19 protein-coding genes are annotated in these 16,102 nt (G+C 64.4%); 7 read left to right on the top strand and 12 right to left on the bottom strand.

Annotated features, from left to right (window positions below; genetic code table 11):
• The coding region (locus CH276_RS03125; protein ID WP_141214656.1) for an HNH endonuclease signature motif containing protein at positions 1-489 on the top strand (489 nt) is incomplete at its 5' end.
• A gap of 228 nt (positions 490-717) precedes the next feature.
• Here CH276_RS03125 and CH276_RS03120 read toward each other — a convergent pair.
• Together CH276_RS03120 and CH276_RS03115 are read right to left on the bottom strand one after the other, a co-directional pair.
• Positions 718-1,557 carry an SDR family NAD(P)-dependent oxidoreductase gene (locus CH276_RS03120; RefSeq protein ID WP_094629274.1) on the bottom strand — a complete coding sequence of 280 codons (840 nt, stop codon included), beginning with the start codon at positions 1,555-1,557 and terminating at the stop codon, positions 718-720.
• Positions 1,554-1,898 (bottom strand): nuclear transport factor 2 family protein, encoded by a 345-nt coding sequence (locus tag CH276_RS03115; protein ID WP_254923904.1) that lies wholly within the window; start codon positions 1,896-1,898, stop codon positions 1,554-1,556. Before CH276_RS03115 ends, CH276_RS03120 begins: the two co-directional genes overlap by 4 nt.
• Positions 1,899-2,061: 163 nt before the next feature.
• Between CH276_RS03115 and CH276_RS03110 the strand changes: the two genes are divergently transcribed.
• A complete protein-coding gene (locus CH276_RS03110; protein ID WP_094629275.1) occupies positions 2,062-2,886 on the top strand; it encodes a MerR family transcriptional regulator in 825 nt (274 codons plus the stop codon).
• A gap of 53 nt (positions 2,887-2,939) precedes the next feature.
• On the opposite strand, the gene CH276_RS03105 is transcribed toward CH276_RS03110, so the two are convergent.
• The gene (locus tag CH276_RS03105) at positions 2,940-3,323 is read right to left on the bottom strand and encodes a GNAT family N-acetyltransferase (RefSeq protein ID WP_176459084.1); all 384 of its coding nucleotides are present in this window, start codon (positions 3,321-3,323) and stop codon (positions 2,940-2,942) included.
• Positions 3,324-3,378: 55 nt separating this feature from the next.
• The gene (locus CH276_RS03100; protein ID WP_094629277.1) at positions 3,379-4,353 is read right to left on the bottom strand and encodes an aldo/keto reductase; all 975 of its coding nucleotides are present in this window, start codon (positions 4,351-4,353) and stop codon (positions 3,379-3,381) included.
• 64 nt (positions 4,354-4,417) lie between these two features.
• Here CH276_RS03100 and CH276_RS03095 point away from each other — a divergent pair, with 64 nt between their 5' ends.
• Positions 4,418-5,329: an aminotransferase class IV gene (locus CH276_RS03095; protein WP_176459083.1), complete on the top strand. Its 912-nt coding sequence runs from the start codon at positions 4,418-4,420 to the stop codon at positions 5,327-5,329.
• Between the two features lie 3 nt (positions 5,330-5,332).
• Here the strand turns inward: CH276_RS03095 and CH276_RS03090 are convergent, their stop codons facing one another.
• The 3 genes from CH276_RS03090 to CH276_RS03080 form a co-directional block, all read right to left on the bottom strand.
• Positions 5,333-6,481 (bottom strand): serine hydrolase domain-containing protein, encoded by a 1,149-nt coding sequence (locus tag CH276_RS03090; protein WP_094629278.1) that lies wholly within the window; start codon positions 6,479-6,481, stop codon positions 5,333-5,335.
• 64 nt (positions 6,482-6,545) lie between these two features.
• A complete protein-coding gene (locus CH276_RS03085; protein ID WP_094629279.1) occupies positions 6,546-6,914 on the bottom strand; it encodes a glyoxalase superfamily protein in 369 nt (122 codons plus the stop codon).
• A gap of 45 nt (positions 6,915-6,959) precedes the next feature.
• A complete protein-coding gene (locus CH276_RS03080) occupies positions 6,960-7,520 on the bottom strand; it encodes a TetR/AcrR family transcriptional regulator (protein ID WP_094629302.1) in 561 nt (186 codons plus the stop codon).
• Positions 7,521-7,623: 103 nt separating this feature from the next.
• Here CH276_RS03080 and CH276_RS03075 point away from each other — a divergent pair, with 103 nt between their 5' ends.
• Complete coding sequence (locus tag CH276_RS03075; protein ID WP_094629280.1) at positions 7,624-8,463, top strand: alpha/beta fold hydrolase; 840 nt, start codon at positions 7,624-7,626, stop codon at positions 8,461-8,463.
• Between the two features lie 52 nt (positions 8,464-8,515).
• Here the strand turns inward: CH276_RS03075 and rraA are convergent, their stop codons facing one another.
• Together rraA and CH276_RS03065 are read right to left on the bottom strand one after the other, a co-directional pair.
• Positions 8,516-8,995 carry a ribonuclease E activity regulator RraA gene (rraA, locus tag CH276_RS03070; RefSeq protein WP_032397105.1) on the bottom strand — a complete coding sequence of 160 codons (480 nt, stop codon included), beginning with the start codon at positions 8,993-8,995 and terminating at the stop codon, positions 8,516-8,518.
• A gap of 24 nt (positions 8,996-9,019) precedes the next feature.
• Positions 9,020-9,403, bottom strand: coding sequence for a DUF5313 family protein (locus CH276_RS03065; RefSeq protein ID WP_032397106.1), 384 nt, complete (start codon positions 9,401-9,403; stop codon positions 9,020-9,022).
• Positions 9,404-9,515: 112 nt separating this feature from the next.
• On the opposite strand from CH276_RS03065, the gene CH276_RS03060 reads away from it, so the two are divergent.
• Positions 9,516-10,556 carry an amidohydrolase family protein gene (locus CH276_RS03060; protein WP_254923911.1) on the top strand — a complete coding sequence of 347 codons (1,041 nt, stop codon included), beginning with the start codon at positions 9,516-9,518 and terminating at the stop codon, positions 10,554-10,556.
• A 23-nt stretch (positions 10,557-10,579) separates the two neighbouring features.
• A complete protein-coding gene (locus CH276_RS03055; protein ID WP_032397107.1) occupies positions 10,580-10,873 on the top strand; it encodes a WhiB family transcriptional regulator in 294 nt (97 codons plus the stop codon).
• Here CH276_RS03055 and CH276_RS03050 read toward each other — a convergent pair.
• Both CH276_RS03050 and CH276_RS03045 read right to left on the bottom strand, forming a co-directional pair.
• Positions 10,842-11,636: a MerR family transcriptional regulator gene (locus CH276_RS03050; RefSeq protein ID WP_254923912.1), complete on the bottom strand. Its 795-nt coding sequence runs from the start codon at positions 11,634-11,636 to the stop codon at positions 10,842-10,844. The two genes, CH276_RS03055 and CH276_RS03050, sit on opposite strands and share 32 nt — an antisense overlap.
• Positions 11,637-11,702: 66 nt before the next feature.
• Positions 11,703-12,908, bottom strand: coding sequence for a lipase family protein (locus CH276_RS03045; protein ID WP_254923914.1), 1,206 nt, complete (start codon positions 12,906-12,908; stop codon positions 11,703-11,705).
• 154 nt (positions 12,909-13,062) lie between these two features.
• On the opposite strand from CH276_RS03045, the gene CH276_RS03040 reads away from it, so the two are divergent.
• Positions 13,063-14,616, top strand: coding sequence for a succinic semialdehyde dehydrogenase (locus CH276_RS03040; RefSeq protein ID WP_032397109.1), 1,554 nt, complete (start codon positions 13,063-13,065; stop codon positions 14,614-14,616).
• A gap of 36 nt (positions 14,617-14,652) precedes the next feature.
• Here CH276_RS03040 and CH276_RS03035 read toward each other — a convergent pair whose 3' ends face one another.
• Entirely contained in the window at positions 14,653-16,047 is a 1,395-nt protein-coding gene (locus tag CH276_RS03035) for an outer membrane protein assembly factor BamB family protein (protein WP_094629282.1), read from the bottom strand.
• Positions 16,048-16,102: the final 55 nt, after the last annotated feature.

The following is a 16,102-nucleotide window of genomic DNA, read 5'->3' as shown; positions in this document are numbered from 1 at the left end:
GGATCACGGGTGTCGATCCGCGACGCGATCCGCATGGCCTCGCACGCCCACCACTACCTGACCATCTTCGACGACCACGGCCGAGCCCTGTACCTCGGCCGCTCGAAACGCATCGCCTCCGCCGACCAACGCATCGTGCTCATCGCCCGAGACCGAGGCTGCAGCTTCCCCTCCTGTACCCGCCCTGCGACCTGGTGCCAAGCCCACCACGTCACCGACTGGAACACCGGCGGCTACACCGACATCGACGGATTGACCTTCGGCTGCGACATGCACCACGCACTCGTCGGCACCGGACCCGGCAAGTGGGCCACCACCAAAACCGGAGCCCGACATCGCTACCCGGGCCGCACACTGTGGCACCCACCCGCCGGAATGGACCCCACACGCCGAGGCCTGATCAACCACGCCCACCACCCAGAAGAAGTCCTCTACCCACCCGACAACCACAACGACCCCGGCGACGAGGAACCACGACAACCCGCCTGACGGTCCGAACCAGTCTCGGGGCACAGTCCTGCCTGAAGCCAGCGCAACGCGCGGCCATGTCGAGCGTGCGCGCACGTCCGGACGGGCGGCGTGCTGTAAGCCGAGAGATCGACCCAGCTCGAGAGGTGGCTCCAGTCGACGCCCACCCTCGAATCCGTCGCCATCCGAGCAACATTCAGGCCCGGATGCGCCGGATGCTCGGTGTCGTACGTTGCTTCGGCGGTCCCGCTATGCGGGGAAATCCGCACTACGAGAGAGTATCTCGTTCGATCGTATGTCGCTCAGGTTCTGTTCCAACGCGTCGATGACGGCGTCGTACCCGCTGTTGCCCAGGATCAGTCGGCGTGGCGGCGGGTCCTGGGTCATCGCTGCGATCACCGCATGGGCACCGCGATGCGGATCTCCCGGTTGCACCCCGTTCATGTCGACGAAGGCTGCCCGCACCTGTTGCACCATGTCGTGGTACTCCGGAATCACCTCCGCGACCGGCTCTTCGGCGAATCCGGCGTACGCGTTCGTGCGGAAAGCCCCTGGTTCGACCGCCAACACGGAGATGCCGTGCTCGGCGACCTCCTGGCGCAGCGCATCGGTGACGGCCTCGATCGCGTATTTCGTGGCGCTGTAGTAGCCGAATCCGACCGCCGCCACGAGTCCGGCCACCGAGGACACGTTGACGATCCACCCGCTTCCGCGGGCGCGCATACCTGGTAGCACTGCGCGGGTCACGGACAGTACGGCGAAGAAATTCAGCTCGAACATCGCCCGTATCGAGGTCTCGCTCATTCCCTCGATCGATCCGTACCAGCCGCGGCCGGCGTTGTTGACCAGCACGTCGATACCGCCGAAGTGCTCTTCGGCTGTTCGTACTGCTCGTGCAACCTGTTCCGCGGCGGTGACATCCATGGGCACGACGAGAACGCGGTCACCGTACTGGTCGGCCCACGACGTCAGTTCCGCCGGACGCCGGGCGGTGAGTACCACGCAGTCTCCCGCCTCCAGCGCCACCTCGGCGTAGGCCATGCCGAAGCCGCCCGGTGTGCCACCGGTGATGAACCATCGCTTGCTCATGGCTCGATCACCAAGCGGTCGATCAGCGCGCCGTCCAGCGTGAAGCGGTAGTGCAGGTCGACGACTCCCCCGGGGAAGTTGCCTTCCAGGTGCTGCACGACGTCGACCGTCGAGCCGGTCGTGGTCGCCCCGGTGACCTCTGTTGTGTAGGTGTATTCGCTCTCGCTGACCGAGGCAGTCAGCCATGCCTCGATCTCGTCACGGCCGGAGTGGTCGTGGCCCTCATCGGTCACCACGGCGTCCGCGGTGAACACGGTGAGCGCTCGCGCGCCCTGTCTGGCGTCGAGTGCGGTCATGAACGTCTTCACGTTGTCCGGGAGTCCATCCCATTCTGTTGTCATGACCCCACGGTGATGCTTCCCCCAAGGGGAATGTCAACACTGGGTCTGCACCGGTATCCGTGCCCGACACTCGGTCCCGGCTTCCTGTTGACCTTGCCCTAGGGGGAAACTTCACGATGGGCCCAACCGACAACGCGAACGGTGCTACGGACAGGAGGACGCCATGGGCGCACAGGTCTCGATCGGCGACTTCGCAGTGATGACCAGCCTCAGCAGAAAAGCGCTACGCCACTACCACGAGATCGGGATCCTCGAACCGACTCTCGTCGACGCACACACCGGTTACCGCTTCTACGACACCAGCCAGGTCGATCACGCACACATCATTCGCCGATTCCGATCGCTCGGCATGTCCATCCCGGACATCAAGGCGCTGCTGAGTGCAGACGACGCCGCGGCCCGCACCGCGATCCTCACGAGTCATCTCGAACGGATGGAGATGCAGCTACAGCACACTCGCGATACCGTCGGCGCGCTGCGCGAACTACTCTCGCCCGTGCACGCACCCGCCGAGATCGAACTGCGCCTCGAGCCGGCCCTCGCCGTGTGGTCCATCGGCACCACCATCGAGGTCGCCGAGATCGACAGCTGGTTCGCGGTGACGGTCGGGAAACTGCGAGATGCAGTCGCGGCGAAAGGCGACGACTCCGAGGTCGTGCCGGGCGGCCTGTACGACCGGGCACTCTTCCTCGAATCCCGGGGCGAAGCAACGCTGTTCGTCGCAGCTCCAGGATCGGCGGACCCTCCGGACGGTATCCGGGCCCAGGTCCTACCCGAGACCCAGTTCGCGGTCCTCACACACTCCGGCGGTCACGAGGGTATCGACCGCAGCTACGCGGCCCTGGGGACGTACGTGAACGAACGACTGGTGAGCGGCCGAGGACCGATCCGCGAACACTACCTCGGCGCAACGCCATCGGAGCCGTATGCGTTCAGCGCAACCGAAATCTGCTGGCCCATCTTCGGTACCGCTCCAACGTCGGAATGATCCTCGCCGAGTCGGGTGGGGACAGGCCCTGGACCGAAAGCCGTTGACTCTGATCAGCGGACGAGTTCGTAGCGGGCGAGCCACAGCCCGGGCAGTACCTGAGTGTCCTCGGTGTGCACGAAGCCGAAGGCCTCGTACAACGTGCGTGCCGGTGGATTGTCTCGCCCGGTGGCCACACGCACGCGTTGTGCGACAATCGATTCCAGCATTGTGCCGACCAATGCCCTACCGATGCCTCGCCGATGGGCGTATGGAGCAACGACCAGGCGGTCGATCTCAGCCTCGGACCACGCTGCAGCCCCGAGGATGTCGTGCTGGTCCTGCGCGACGAGCCAGTGGACCTGCGCAGCGCACAGATCGTCCACCGACTCGTGCAGCAGCGGGATTCGCTCGTCGCCGATCAGTCGCGCCTCGACTGCATACGAACTCTTCTGCACCGCGAGAATCCGTTCGGCGAGCCCCCGATCGGCGGCAGGGTCGACGCGGACGATCTCAATAGCGACTACCGGCGGGTGCAGGCAGAGCGTCCAGTGCCGCAAGGTGATCCGGGCTCAAGGTCAGCGTCGCCGCTCCTGCGTTCTCGTCGAGACGCGACGTGCGTCGAGTACCGGGAATCGGCACCACGTGCTCGCCCTGCGCAAGAACCCAGGCCAAGGCCACCTGTGCAGGCGTCGCACCGAGGTCGTCGGCGACACCCGCGATGGCGTCGACGATCACGAGGTTCGCATCGAGGTTGTCCTGGCTGAAGCGTGGCAATCGCGATCGGAAATCGTCTGCGGCAGGGGTGGTTCCGCGGAAGTTGCCGGTGAGGAATCCGCGGCCCAACGGTGAGAACGGGACGAACGCCGCACCGTTGTCCTGCGTCCACTTCAGCGACGTGGCAAGGTGATCGCGTGTCCACAGCGACAACTCCGACTGCACCGCCGAAATCGGATGCACCTGCTGGGCTCGATCCAGCTGCTCGACGCTGAATTCCGAGACCCCCAGTGCACGCACCTTTCCTGCCTGCACGGCCTCAGCCATCGCGCCGATGCTGTCCTCCACGTTCACTTCTGGGTCCGGACGGTGGAGGTAGTACAGATCGATATGGTCGACGCCCAAGCGGCGCAGCGAATCGTCGATGGCCTGCCGAAGGTGATCGGGCTTGCCGTTGGGGCCCGAAATGACGGGTTCACCGGCGTCGCCGACGTGGGAGACGAGACCGCCCTTGGTCGCGAGGATCACCTCGTCACGCCGGTTCCCGATGGCTTTTCCGACAACTTCCTCGTTGGTGAACGGCCCGTACACATCGGCCGTGTCGATGAAGTTCACACCCAGATCGAGGGCATGACCGATCACTCGATCGGGGCTCTGCGTCTGATCGTCGGCCTTGTATGCCCAGGTCATCCCCATGCATCCGAGGCCTATGGCACCGACTTCGGGGCCGTCGTTCCACAGGGTTCGGGTCGGTACGGTGCGTGCGCTCATGCACTCGACGATAGAGAAGAAAAACCGTTGTCGCCCGCATTCGATGGGCGGCTAGCATCGCCACATGGCTCTTCCACACTCGAAGGTGTATTTCGGCGACCGTCTGGTCGACGCGCAGGACGCGACGCTCGGAGTGGCAACTTCGGCCGTTCTGTACGGTCTCAGTGTCTACACCGTCTTTCCGGTGCAGGTGGACGGTGATCGGCGTACCGCGTTTCGGTTGCTCGACCATTATCAGCGGCTGGTCGAGTCGTGCAAGATCATCGGCATCGACACCTTCGCGTCGCAGTGGACCTTCGAGAGGTTCGTCCAGGCGACGCGCGACGTGGTCGCCGCCAACGCTCCGACGACCGAGGTCTACGTTCGGGCCACCGTCCACGTGGACGAGTCGATTCCTGGAACGCGCGTGCGGGGCCTGCACACCACCGTGTCCATCTTCCTGTACGACGCCACCCCCATCGTTCCGCAGAACGGAATGCGTCTGAAAACGAGTGTGTGGCGACGCATCCCGGACAACGCCATTCCCTCGCGCGCCAAGGTGAACGGAGCCTACGTCAATTCTGTTCTGGCCAAACAGGATGCGATCGACAGTGGCTTCGACGACTGCATCTTCCTCGACATCAACGGTCACGTCTGTGAGCTCAGTGCCGCGAACATCTTCCTCGTCCGTAATGGAACGCTCATCACCCCTGACGTCACCAGTGACATCCTCGACGGCATCAACCGTCGGACGCTCCTGACGCTCGCGCGTGAAGAGGGGCTGACGGTTCAGGAGCGCACCGTCGACCTCACCGAGCTGTACATCGCCGACGAGGTCTTCGTCTGCGGCACCTCGGCGGGAGTTGCCCCGGTGTACGAAATCGACGGTCGCGCAATAGGAACGAAGGAGTCGGGCCTGGTGACGCTCACCCTGCGAAAGCGTCACCAGGCCGCGCTCACCAGCGACGAAGTGCACGGCTGGGTGAGTGTGCTGTGAGTGCTACGCCGGACAGGTGGAGGTGAGTCCGGCGATCAATGCTTCGGAGGCAGGCTGTTCGAGTGGATCGGCGGCCGGGTTGGGACCGGCCGTGGTCCAGGCCATCGATACCTGACGCTGACCGTCCGGGCTCGAGAACGCGTAGGTGCGGTAGCCGAAGCCGTTGCCGCGGTTGCCGAACACCAGCTCACCCGAACCCGGGTTGCACGTGTCTCCGCCCAGCAGCAGACCGAGTCCGTACGTCGACGGCGTCACGACCTGCATCTCGTCGATAAGGTTCTGCGGGATCAGTGTGCCGTCGAAGAGTGCTCTGAAGAAGGTGTTCATGTCGCCGACGGTCGAGACCACGGCGGCACCGGATGACCAGATGCCGGCGTCGTAATCGGTGACGTCGGTGTAGGTTCCGTTCTCGAGGACATAGCCGTGCAACGCGTTCTCGTCCAGAGCGGAATCGGTGGGGTACGTCGTGTCGGCCATCTCCAGCGGATCGAAGATCCTGTCCTGCAACGCTTGTCCGATGGACTTGCCGTCCAGTTCGGCGACGATCCGTCCGAGAAGAACATAGTTGGTGTTCGCGTAGCTGAACTCCTGGCCTGGCTCGCTCGTCCAGGGCATGGCCAGAGCCTGCGCGATCAACTCGTCGTCGGCGACGGCGTCGTTCGCACGGGCGGCAATCTGCTCCGCAGAGTCGAATCCGGTGAAGTAGTCCGGAACCCCACTGGTGTGATCGAGCAGTTGACGGACGGTCACCGGCTTGGGTAGCACCCCGGGAAGCAACTCGTCCACCTGCTGATCGAGCTCGAGTTTCCCCTCGTCGACCAGTTGCAGCACGACGGCCGCAACCATCGCCTTGGTGACGCTGGCGATCCGGACCGGGTCGTCGGCCGACGCCGCCTCGGTGCCGTCGCGCTCGACGAGCCCTGCGGCTCCCGACCACGAACTCTCGCCGTCGCGTACCTGCGCGACCGCGGCGACGGAACCGGCGTCGACCAGTGCGTCCAATGCTGCCTGAACGTCGTCGGTCTCGATGGTTCCGCTCGAGGGTGCGGTGGTGCTCGGCTCGACGGTCGACGGCTGATCGGTCGACGAGCACCCGGCGACCAGCAGGGACGTCGACACTGTGAGGGCGGCGAGGATTCGTAGCTTGCTCATGTCGTCGACGCTAACGACGCCCCGCAGATGATTTCAGTGTCAAATGTCAGTGATTTTCGATGAGTCAGCGACTCACCTGGCAGAAGTTGAGATGGTTCGAGAAGGGGTCTATGACTGTCATGGTCGGCCCGCCCGGCGCGTCGTGACCGATTCCCGGTCGGCTGCGTGGGTTGTTCTTCTGGAGCAGTTCGGCATTGAAGGACGCGACATCGGTGATCGGTATCCAGACGGAGGTTCCCGGAGTGCCGTCGCCGTAGTGTTGGGACAGATCCAGGGTGCAGTCCCCGCGCGAAAGACGGATGTACAGCGGCAGATCCGGCTCGAATCGATGTTCCCATTGGACCGAAAAGCCCAGATAGTCCAGATAGAACGCACGCGCTTCGACGTCGTCGAAGATGCGCAGAATCGGAACAGCCGGGCCGAATGCCGTCATGGCATCGAGTGTGGCACGTTCGGTGCCGCCTACACCAGGGCTGCGCTACTGCTTACCCGAATCCAGCAGCACCTCGGCCGCAGCCTTTGCTGCAGTGGCAGATTCGGTGAGTTCGGTGATGGCTGCGGTGGTTTGCGCACCTTCGGCGAGCAACGCGATCTGCAGTCCCACCGACGGAGCGCATCCGGCTTCGACGGCCAATCGAGTGACGTAGTCGATGAAGTTCTTCTTGTGCTGCTGTGCCGCGTCGGCGACCTCGGGCATGGTTGTACCGAGTTCACCGAACGAGTTGATGAAGGCGCACCCGCGGAAATTGTCCTCCCGGAACCAGTGGTCCAGAAAGTCGAAGATCGACAGCAGTTTCCGACGAGGTGACTCGTAGGCAGCGGCCTCGGCGTTGATGCCGTCGTTCCACTGCCGAGTACGACCACGAAGAACCTCGGCGACGATGGCGGTTTTCGAGGGAAAGAGCGAGTACAGGCGCTTGAGGGAGATACCGGCCTTGGCACGCAACTCGTCCATCCCCACCGCCTGGATACCGCGCGCGTAGAACAGTGCGTCCGCGGCGTTCACCACCTGTGCGCGTCCGATTTCCGTACTGGTCATCGCATACCCCTTGCCGAGAGAACCAACGTTCTCTACTGTAGTCCACATGCGCAGAGAACGACCGTTCTCCCGCTCGATGATCAGGACACAGGAAGGCAGGATCATGGCGTACATCAACGTCGGAACCGAGAACTCCACCCCCGTCGAGGTCTACTACGAGGATCACGGCTCCGGTCAGCCGGTCGTCCTCATCCACGGCTACCCACTCGACGGCAACTCCTGGGAACGTCAGTCACGGGCGCTGCTCGACGCCGGCTACCGCGTCATCACCTACGACCGCCGCGGCTTCGGCCAATCCAGCAAGCCGACCGTCGGATACGACTACGACACCTTCGCCTCGGACCTGGACAAGGTTCTGACCGAACTGGATCTGCGCGACGTCATCCTGGTCGGATTCTCCATGGGCACAGGCGAACTCGCTCGGTACGCGGCGAAGCACGGCACGGATCGCGTCGCGAAGTTCGCATTTCTCGCCTCACTCGAGCCGTTCCTGCTGCAGACCGACGACAACCCAACCGGAGTTCCGCAGTCGGTGTTCGACGGCATCGACAGTGCCGCGCGGGAGGATCGCTTCGCCTGGTTCGACAATTTCTACAAGGATTTCTACAACCTCGACGAGAACCTCGGGAGCCGTATCAGCGAGGCGACGGTACGTGCGAGCTGGAACACCGCGGCCAACAGCGCGCCCGTGGCCGCCTACGCCGTCGTGCCCACGTGGCTCGAGGACTTCCGCGGCGATGTGGAGAAGGTACGCGAATCGGGCAAGCCCACGCTGATTCTGCACGGCACGGCCGACAACATCCTGCCGATCGATTCCACCGGCCGTCAGTTCCACAAGGTGTTCCCGGAGGCCACGTACGTCGAGGTCGACGGCGCACCGCACGGACTGCTGTGGACGCACTTCCAGGAAGTCAACGACGCGCTGCTCGCGTTCGTGAAGTAGAGGCAAACGCAGAAAAGGGACGGCGAAATCGCCGTCCCTTTTCTGCGTCGGACTAGACCGCGACGACGCCGTCGTGGTCGCTGTAGACGATCTCGCCCGGGGTGAAGGTGACGCCGCCGAAGCTGACCGGCACGTTCTTCTCACCCGAGCCGGTCTGTGTGCTCTTACGCGGATTCGTGCCCAGTGCCTTGACGCCGATGTCGAGCGTGCGCAGGATCGCCGAGTCGCGCACCGCGCCGTTGACGATGACTCCGGCCCAACCGTTGGTGACGCCCCGGCCCGCGATGATGTCGCCGACGAGTGCGGTGTGCACGCTGGCGTCGCCGTCGACCACCAGAACGCCACCGTTACCGGGTTCGCTCAGAGTCTGCTTCACCAGCAGGTTGTCCTGGAAGCAGCGGATGGTGGTGATGGGGCCCGCGAATTCGGTGTGCTTGCCGTACTGGATGAACTGGGTGTCGCAGCTGCGGATGTCGGGACCGATCTCGTCGGCCAGATCAGCTGTTGCCTTGAATTCCACAGGTGAAGTCATGCGGCACAGACTATCGCCCGGACATCAACCGCGGCCGTGACGGCGTTCGTAGTCGTTTCGAGTGCGGTCGGCGCGGCTCTGCGCCTTCGCGTTGATCAACTGCGGATCGAGGCCGTGGATCAACAAGCGATGCCGCCGGTAGACGTTCATCAATGCGATCGCGAAGTAGACGAGCGGAATGAACAGCAGGGCCATCATCGCCAGCGACATCCACAGCGGTCCCGGGATCAACAAGAACAACAACAGCAGCGGGATGACGGGCACCGTGAACCGCGCGATGTAGCGGACCTGCGCTCCGTTGCCCACCAAGTCCTTGCGTACCCACTCCTGCATGGACTCGGGCAGCGTGCGACCGAACGAATACCCCAGAAATTGCAGCGGGCTCGGCTTCGTACGTTCGGTGGTCATCGCGCAATGCTAGTCCGATCTTCGTTGGTACATCTCACCGTTGACTGCGGATTATCTCATATGTGACGATAACGTCAGTTGAGTCGGTGGCATCGAAACGAGGACCTCCACTGTGATCGATCGCAGAACGCTGCTGGGCACTCTCAGTGCCGCGACGATCTCCGGGGTTGCCCTCTCGACCTTGACCTCCGCCATGGCATCGGCGTCCCCCGGCCTCACGTCGGCCGGGCTCGTCGACGTCCACTCGCACATGGTTCCCGACTTCTATCTCCGCGAAGCTCTCGCGTCGGGCATCGTCCTTCCCGACGGCATGCCGAAGTGGCCGTCCTGGTCGGTCGATGAGCACCTGCAGATGATGGACGGCTGCGGCATCGACAGCGCGATCCTGTCCGTCTCCTCGCCCGGTGTGCACTTCGGTGACGACGGAAAAGCGGCCGAACTGGCTCGACGGGTCAACGATTTCGGAGCCGGGGTGGTCGCGAATCGGCCCCGACTCGGGTTCTTCGCGTCCTTGCCTTTGCCGAACGTCGTCGATTCGACGGTCGAGGCCATCCGTGCGCTGGACCAGCTGCGGGCCGACGGAGTGACGGTGATGTCGAACGCCGGCGGAATGTATTTGGGCAACGCCGCTTTGACGCCACTGCTGGTGGCGCTCGATGCGCGATCGGCGGTCGTGCTCGTACATCCGACGTCACCGCCGAATTCGGGGGCAGTATCGCTCGGGCGTCCGGCACCGATGATCGAATTCCTCTTCGACACAGCACAAACCGTCGTCGACCTGCTTCTGCTGGGCGTGGTCGATCGATTCTCGAACATTCGCTGGGTGTTCACTCACGGCGGCGGAGTTCTACCACTGCTGGCGGACCGAGTCGATTTCTTCCGAACCCAGGTGGGTCTGGGGACCCCGACCACGCCGGATGTGCTGCAGCGCTTGTGGTTCGACCTCGCCGGAACTCCTGTACCGAGGCAGCTGCCCGCCTTGCTGTCCACCGTCGGCCCCGATCGTCTGGTCTACGGCAGCGACTACTGCTTCACGCCGATCGCCGCGGTACAGGACCAACTGCAATCACTCGACGCCGGTGCCGCGAACGGCGGACTGGACAACTGGCGAGGGACCACATCCGGCAACGCTCGCCGACTGCTCGATCGCTGATCCGAAAGAGGTGGACACTGCCGATGAAAGCGCAAGCACTGCAACCGATCGCCGAGCACTGGGACTGGCAGATCGATGCCGCCTGCCGCTCGATGCCGGTCTCGATGTTCTACCCGCCGTTGGGATTGCGAGGATACTCGCTGAAAAGCCTCGAGCGACAGGCGAAGCTCGTGTGCGAACGATGCCCCGTGATCGCACGCTGCCTGCAACACGCGCTCGACTCCGACGAAAAGCACGGAGTCTGGGGAGGATCGACCGCACACGAGCGTTCTGCGATGGTCCGCGTCACCCCTGACGAGCGGCGTTCGCGACAATGACATCACGAAGGTACTGCGCCAAGCCGTCGGCGATGTCGTTGTAGTGCTTGGCGAATCGCTCGTCCGCGATGTACATCTCCGCCAGGTTCACCTGCATCTCGTAGCCGCAGTCGTAGTACCGCTCGATCGATGCCCGGTGACGCTCGGCCAGTTCCCCGGCCTCGGTGGACTCCGGCGACACACCCCGCTGCATCGCGGCAGCGAGATCCGTTTCCAGTAGATCCGTCTCCTCTTTGACGGCCTTCCAATCGTCCTTGGTGAACGACGCCGTCCGCTGCTGCGACTGCTTCCACTCGTCGGTCTCGCCCCAGCGTTGCTCGGCTTCCTCGGCGTACTCCTCGCCGGGCCAGTTGTCGCCGAAGATCTCTCGCTGCTCCTCGGGAGTCAGTTGCATACCCATCTTTTTCGCCTCCATCATCTTGTCCACGGCCGCAGCCATTGCGTGCAAGTGATCGATCCGCTCGTTCAGTAGGTCGCGCTGTCGGCGTAGATGCGCCATGGCATCGACCGTAGGATCGTCGAGCAACGCCGCGATGGCGTCGAGCGGGAACCCGAGTTCGCGGTAGGTCAGAACCTGGTGCAGCCGTTCGACATCGGCGGACGAGTACGTCCGATAGCCCTTCGGCGTTCTGCCCGACGGCACCACCAACGCGATCTCGTCGTAATGATGCAGCGTTCGGACACTGACACCCACCAACTTCGAGACTGCCCCGACCTGCAAGCCGGCCGAACCGTTCGCGGAAGAATCACTCACGAAAGACACTGTGCCGCCTCCCGTGACGTGAGGGTCAAGCTACGAGCCTCGCGGGTCGTTCCGCAGGGTCAACTCTTAGCGGATGACGCGCTCGCACCCGGAGGTCGATTCTCCGGCGAGCCGCTGCCCGAGCCAGTCGTACGCTCCGGGACGGCCGTTGGTCTGCGCCAGAGAATGGTCCCCTGGAATCTCTTCGAGCCGGACCGACGCCCCCGCTGCGCACCACTGGTCCTGCACCGCCTCGGCACCCTCCTTGGGAATGAGGAAGTCCTGCAGTCCCTGGTAGATGTAGATCGGTGCGTCGGGCTTGCGCTGGCCCATGCGGTTCTCTTCGACGATCGCCTTGGTGATCGGATGCTCGAACACGTCGGGGACGTTGGAGAGGTTTCGCTGGTCCAGCAGCAGCAGTCCCGTGTAGGACAACACGTCCACGCATTGATCCTTCTGCGCCAGAGCCAGTCGCTTGCCGTTGTCGTTGGCGAGCTGCCGCATCTCCGGGTACTCGCGGGACAGGCCGATGGCCGCCGCAGTGAACAGACCCGATCCGATCTGGCCGTTCAGTGACGTCTGCAGAATCTTGTAGTCGGTCGGCGGGCCACCGAACGCGACGCCGGCAATGTTCAACTCCGGCGCGTATTCCGGAGCCAACTGCGCGGCCCAACCCGAGGCGATGGCACCGCCGGAGTAGCCGGTTATGCCGATCGGAGCGTCCGCAGCCACCCCCGCGCTCTGCGATGCGCGCAAGCCGTCGAGCACGGTGTGCCCTGAAACGAGACCGGCCGAATAGGCCTGTCGAGGACCCTGATAGTCGGTGACGACCACCGTGTAGCCGCGACCGAGCAGAATTCGAACCTGATCGATCTCCTTGTTGTTGCCCCGCGGCAGTGTGTACGACGGCGCGCACTGATTACCGAGCGAGTCCGTTGCCTCGTTGTATGCGACGACGGGACGATCTCCGGCTCCTGACCACGGCGCGGTGGGCGTCAGGACCGTCGTCGCCGCCGCGATGGGGCGGTTCTTGGAATCGGTCGAACGGAAGAGCAACTGAACGGACGACGCCTCGGGCGTCACCGCGACGTCTCGACGGTTCAGCACCGTGCCCGGCTGCAGGTTCTCGTACCCGGCCGGGGGATCGAACCACGCATCGCCCAGGGGGGTGGGAAGGTACGCAGCGGGGTCCGAAGGGGGAGCGACGAAGTCCTGAACAGGATCGGCTTGAGCCGGGCCTGCCAACGACAGCATCAATGCTGCGGCTCCGGCCAGAACGAGTGCCTTGCGCATGTGATTCCCACCCTGTAGCTCCGTACGCCCCGACGTCCGGTAGACCAGTGACCATCGTGCCATACGGTGGCGCAATTTCGGGTCTGTGAACTGAGCCAGCAAGCAGGTAGGTTGTCTGTTACTCCGAACACTACTCACCAGTAGGGACCCGTCCATGCCAGCACCGTCAGCTGCGACCTTCACCCGGCTCGCCGATCTCATCGCCATCCCCGACGCCGAATCGCGGCCGACGAAGACCATCACCGAGGTGTTCACCGGCAAGGAGCTGGCGACCATCCCGGTCGGTACCGCCGCCGATGCGACCGCCGCGATCGCGCGCGTTCGCGCAGCTCAGGCTGCCTGGGTCAAGCGGCCCGTGTCCGAGCGCGCCGAAATCTTCCACCGCTACCGCGACCTGGTGCTCGCCCACCGCGACGAGCTGATGGACATGGCGCAGGCCGAGACCGGCAAGTCCCGCGCCGCCGCTCTCGAAGAGGTTCTCGACATCTCGATGACCGCGCGGCACTACGCGCGCACCGCCGCGAAGCTGCTGGCTCCGAAGAAGGTCACCGGCATGCTGCCCGTGCTGACCAAGACCAGGGTCCGCTACCAGCCGAAGGGCGTCGTCGGAATCATCGCCCCGTGGAACTACCCGATGACCCTCGCAGTGTCCGACGCCATCCCGGCACTGCTGGCAGGCAACGGCGTCGTGCTCAAACCCGACAGCCAGACGCCGTACTGCGCGCTCGCCTGCGTCGAACTGCTCTACAAGGCCGGTCTGCCCCGTGACCTGTTCGCCGTCGTTCCCGGCCCGGGTTCGGTGGTGGGAACCGCCATCGTCGAGAACACCGAGTACGTCATGTTCACCGGCTCCACCGCTACCGGCCAGCTCCTGGCCGAGCAGGCCGGGCGTCGACTCATCGGATTCTCCGCCGAGCTCGGCGGCAAGAACGCGATGATCGTGGCCAAGGGTGCCAACCTCCGGGAAGTGTCCGACGCGGCCGTGCGGGCCTGCTTCTCCAACTCCGGCCAGCTCTGCATCTCCATCGAACGTATCTACGTCGAGAAGTCGATCGCCGCGGAGTTCACCGAGAAGTTCGGTCAGCGGGTGCGCAACATGAGCCTCGGAGCCGACTACGAATTCGGCATCGAGATGGGCAGCCTCATCTCCGAGGATCAGATCAAGACCGTCTCGGCCCACGTCGACGACGCCAAGGTCAAGGGCGCGACCGTCGTCGCCGGAGGCAATGCGCGCCCCGACATCGGCCCGCTGTTCTACGAGCCGACGCTGTTGACGAACGTCACCGAGGACATGGAATGCGCGGCAACCGAGACCTTCGGGCCGCTGGTGTCGATCTATCCCGTCGCCGACGTCGACGAGGCCATCGAGAAGGCCAACGACACCGAGTACGGACTCAACGCCAGCGTGTGGGCCAAGACCAAGGCCCAGGGCGAAGCCATTGCGGCACGGCTGCATTCGGGCACCGTGAACGTCGACGAGGGCTACGCACCGACGTGGGGCACCACCGGTGCTCCGATGGGCGGCATGGGCGTATCCGGTGTCGGACGCAGGCACGGTACCGAGGGCCTGCTCAAGTACACCGAGTCGCAGACCATCGCGACGACGCGTCTGCTCAATCTCGGTGGACCGCGCGGACTTCCGCCGAAGCTGTGGGCGAAGATCATGCCGCCCTTCGTCAAGGCGCTCAAGTACATCCCGGGTCGGTAGAACCGGGCCCGGCGACGTCGGGCGACGAGGGACGGTCTAGGTCGTACGCAGGACCGAGATGCTCAGGGCCCTGGTGAAGATCGAGTCGGTGCCGACTCGATCGAACATCGGCCACGACTGCCGATCGATTCCCTCGTCGTCGAATGTCGCCACGGGGATGTCCCACACTGTGGATCCGGTTCCGACGTCGATCCCGCGCAGCACTTCCGGTCCGAACAGAGTGGCGACGTCACCGTCGAGCGCACCGACCTCCGCGAAACCTCCTGATTCGCGACTCCACAGCGTGTTCCCGGTGTCGAGGTCGATTGCGGATTCGGCGGCTGTGTCGTCGTTGCGCAGCAGCGCCACCGAACCCGTGACGGCGTATGCCAGTCCGTTGGTCGACAGGAACGCAGCGGCGGGTCCGGTGATCTCCGGCGCAACAGCCCAGACCAGATTCTCGTCGGTCCACACGGGATCCGGATTCGGCGGCCGATAGCCGCCCGTCCCGAGCAGCAACGGGCTCTGCTCGGCGGGTGCGTCGAACGTCAGCCGCTGCAGGGTCACGGAATCCGTTGCAGCGAGCACGGATCCGTCGGCGTCGACGATCTCCGAACCTGTGACCACGGTGGGATCCGAGCAGTCCGTCCGCACCACCCGCACGTTGCCGTCGCTCGACGCGGTGCCCGAGCGAGCGCAGTTCGGAGCTGTTCTGGACCACCGGTTCACCCCGGTGGCGAGGTCGAAGGCGAACACTCCTCGGCCGTCGTCGAACAGCCCGATCCCGTTCTCGGTGTGCAGCGTCGAGGCGAACTGTGTGTTGGGTGAGGACGTGGAATCGAACTGCACCGACCAGTCCGCGTCCACGTCGTCCGCGGTGCCGCGAGACACCGTCGGCCGGACGCCCTCGCGGACCGCCCGAGAGGTGTACACGTGGCCGTCTGCGGTGGTCAGACCGGTGATCGGAAACGCTGCGTCCCGAGTACTCGATTCCCCGGATTCAGCGTCGACAGTGAGGATTTCGGAGGTCGTGCCTGCGGAGCCGCGGTAGCAGACGACCTGCCCGTCGACCAACTCCTCACCGCAGCCGACGACGTTCTCCGCGGGGGTACGCCACCGCACCGCACCGTCGGCGATGTGCAATCCCACCAGGGTGGCGTCGACGAACTCTCTGCCGTCGAGGCGGCCGACGAGCGTGACGACCGTCGAGCCGTCGGAGATGGAACCGGATTCCGTCGAATCGGTGTCGCTGCCCTGAACGGGATCACGAAACTGACCGCCCTCGACACCCACATCCGAGGGAGTGAGAGTCCAGCCCAGAGTCGGAGCAGGTCCTGTTGCACCGTCGATGGGAGTGCCGGCCGTCGACGCTCGTTCCTCGGTTCCGCACGACGCGCAGGCAAGCGCTGCTACCAGGACCGCGGCGGCGGAGACCTGGAGACGACGTGTCATGAAAGATCCTCCCGCCTGTGCAGAACCGAAAGATGGTGGACGGTTCGGTCTTGGA

It is taken from the genome of Rhodococcus sp. 06-470-2 (assembly GCF_002258235.1).
Taxonomy (GTDB): Bacteria; Actinomycetota; Actinomycetes; order Mycobacteriales; family Mycobacteriaceae; genus Rhodococcoides.
The sequence above is the reverse complement of the archived record's forward strand: the minus strand, read 5'-3'. Positions and strand labels throughout refer to the sequence as shown.

Coding starts and splice junctions, on each gene's coding strand:
- CH276_RS03065 (WP_032397106.1), bottom strand. CDS start 9,403: ATGACCACCGAACGTACGAAGCCGAGCCCGCTGCAATTTCTGGGGTAT.
- CH276_RS03120 (WP_094629274.1), bottom strand. CDS start 1,557: ATGAGCAAGCGATGGTTCATCACCGGTGGCACACCGGGCGGCTTCGGC.
- CH276_RS03085 (WP_094629279.1), bottom strand. CDS start 6,914: ATGACGGCATTCGGCCCGGCTGTTCCGATTCTGCGCATCTTCGACGAC.
- rraA (WP_032397105.1), bottom strand. CDS start 8,995: ATGACTTCACCTGTGGAATTCAAGGCAACAGCTGATCTGGCCGACGAG.
- CH276_RS03045 (WP_254923914.1), bottom strand. CDS start 12,908: ATGCGCAAGGCACTCGTTCTGGCCGGAGCCGCAGCATTGATGCTGTCG.
- CH276_RS03110 (WP_094629275.1), top strand. CDS start 2,062: ATGGGCGCACAGGTCTCGATCGGCGACTTCGCAGTGATGACCAGCCTC.
- CH276_RS03115 (WP_254923904.1), bottom strand. CDS start 1,898: ATGACAACAGAATGGGATGGACTCCCGGACAACGTGAAGACGTTCATG.
- CH276_RS03055 (WP_032397107.1), top strand. CDS start 10,580: ATGAAAGCGCAAGCACTGCAACCGATCGCCGAGCACTGGGACTGGCAG.
- CH276_RS03040 (WP_032397109.1), top strand. CDS start 13,063: ATGCCAGCACCGTCAGCTGCGACCTTCACCCGGCTCGCCGATCTCATC.
- CH276_RS03090 (WP_094629278.1), bottom strand. CDS start 6,481: ATGAGCAAGCTACGAATCCTCGCCGCCCTCACAGTGTCGACGTCCCTG.
- CH276_RS03035 (WP_094629282.1), bottom strand. CDS start 16,047: ATGACACGTCGTCTCCAGGTCTCCGCCGCCGCGGTCCTGGTAGCAGCG.
- CH276_RS03080 (WP_094629302.1), bottom strand. CDS start 7,520: ATGACCAGTACGGAAATCGGACGCGCACAGGTGGTGAACGCCGCGGAC.
- CH276_RS03075 (WP_094629280.1), top strand. CDS start 7,624: ATGGCGTACATCAACGTCGGAACCGAGAACTCCACCCCCGTCGAGGTC.
- CH276_RS03095 (WP_176459083.1), top strand. CDS start 4,418: ATGGCTCTTCCACACTCGAAGGTGTATTTCGGCGACCGTCTGGTCGAC.
- CH276_RS03100 (WP_094629277.1), bottom strand. CDS start 4,353: ATGAGCGCACGCACCGTACCGACCCGAACCCTGTGGAACGACGGCCCC.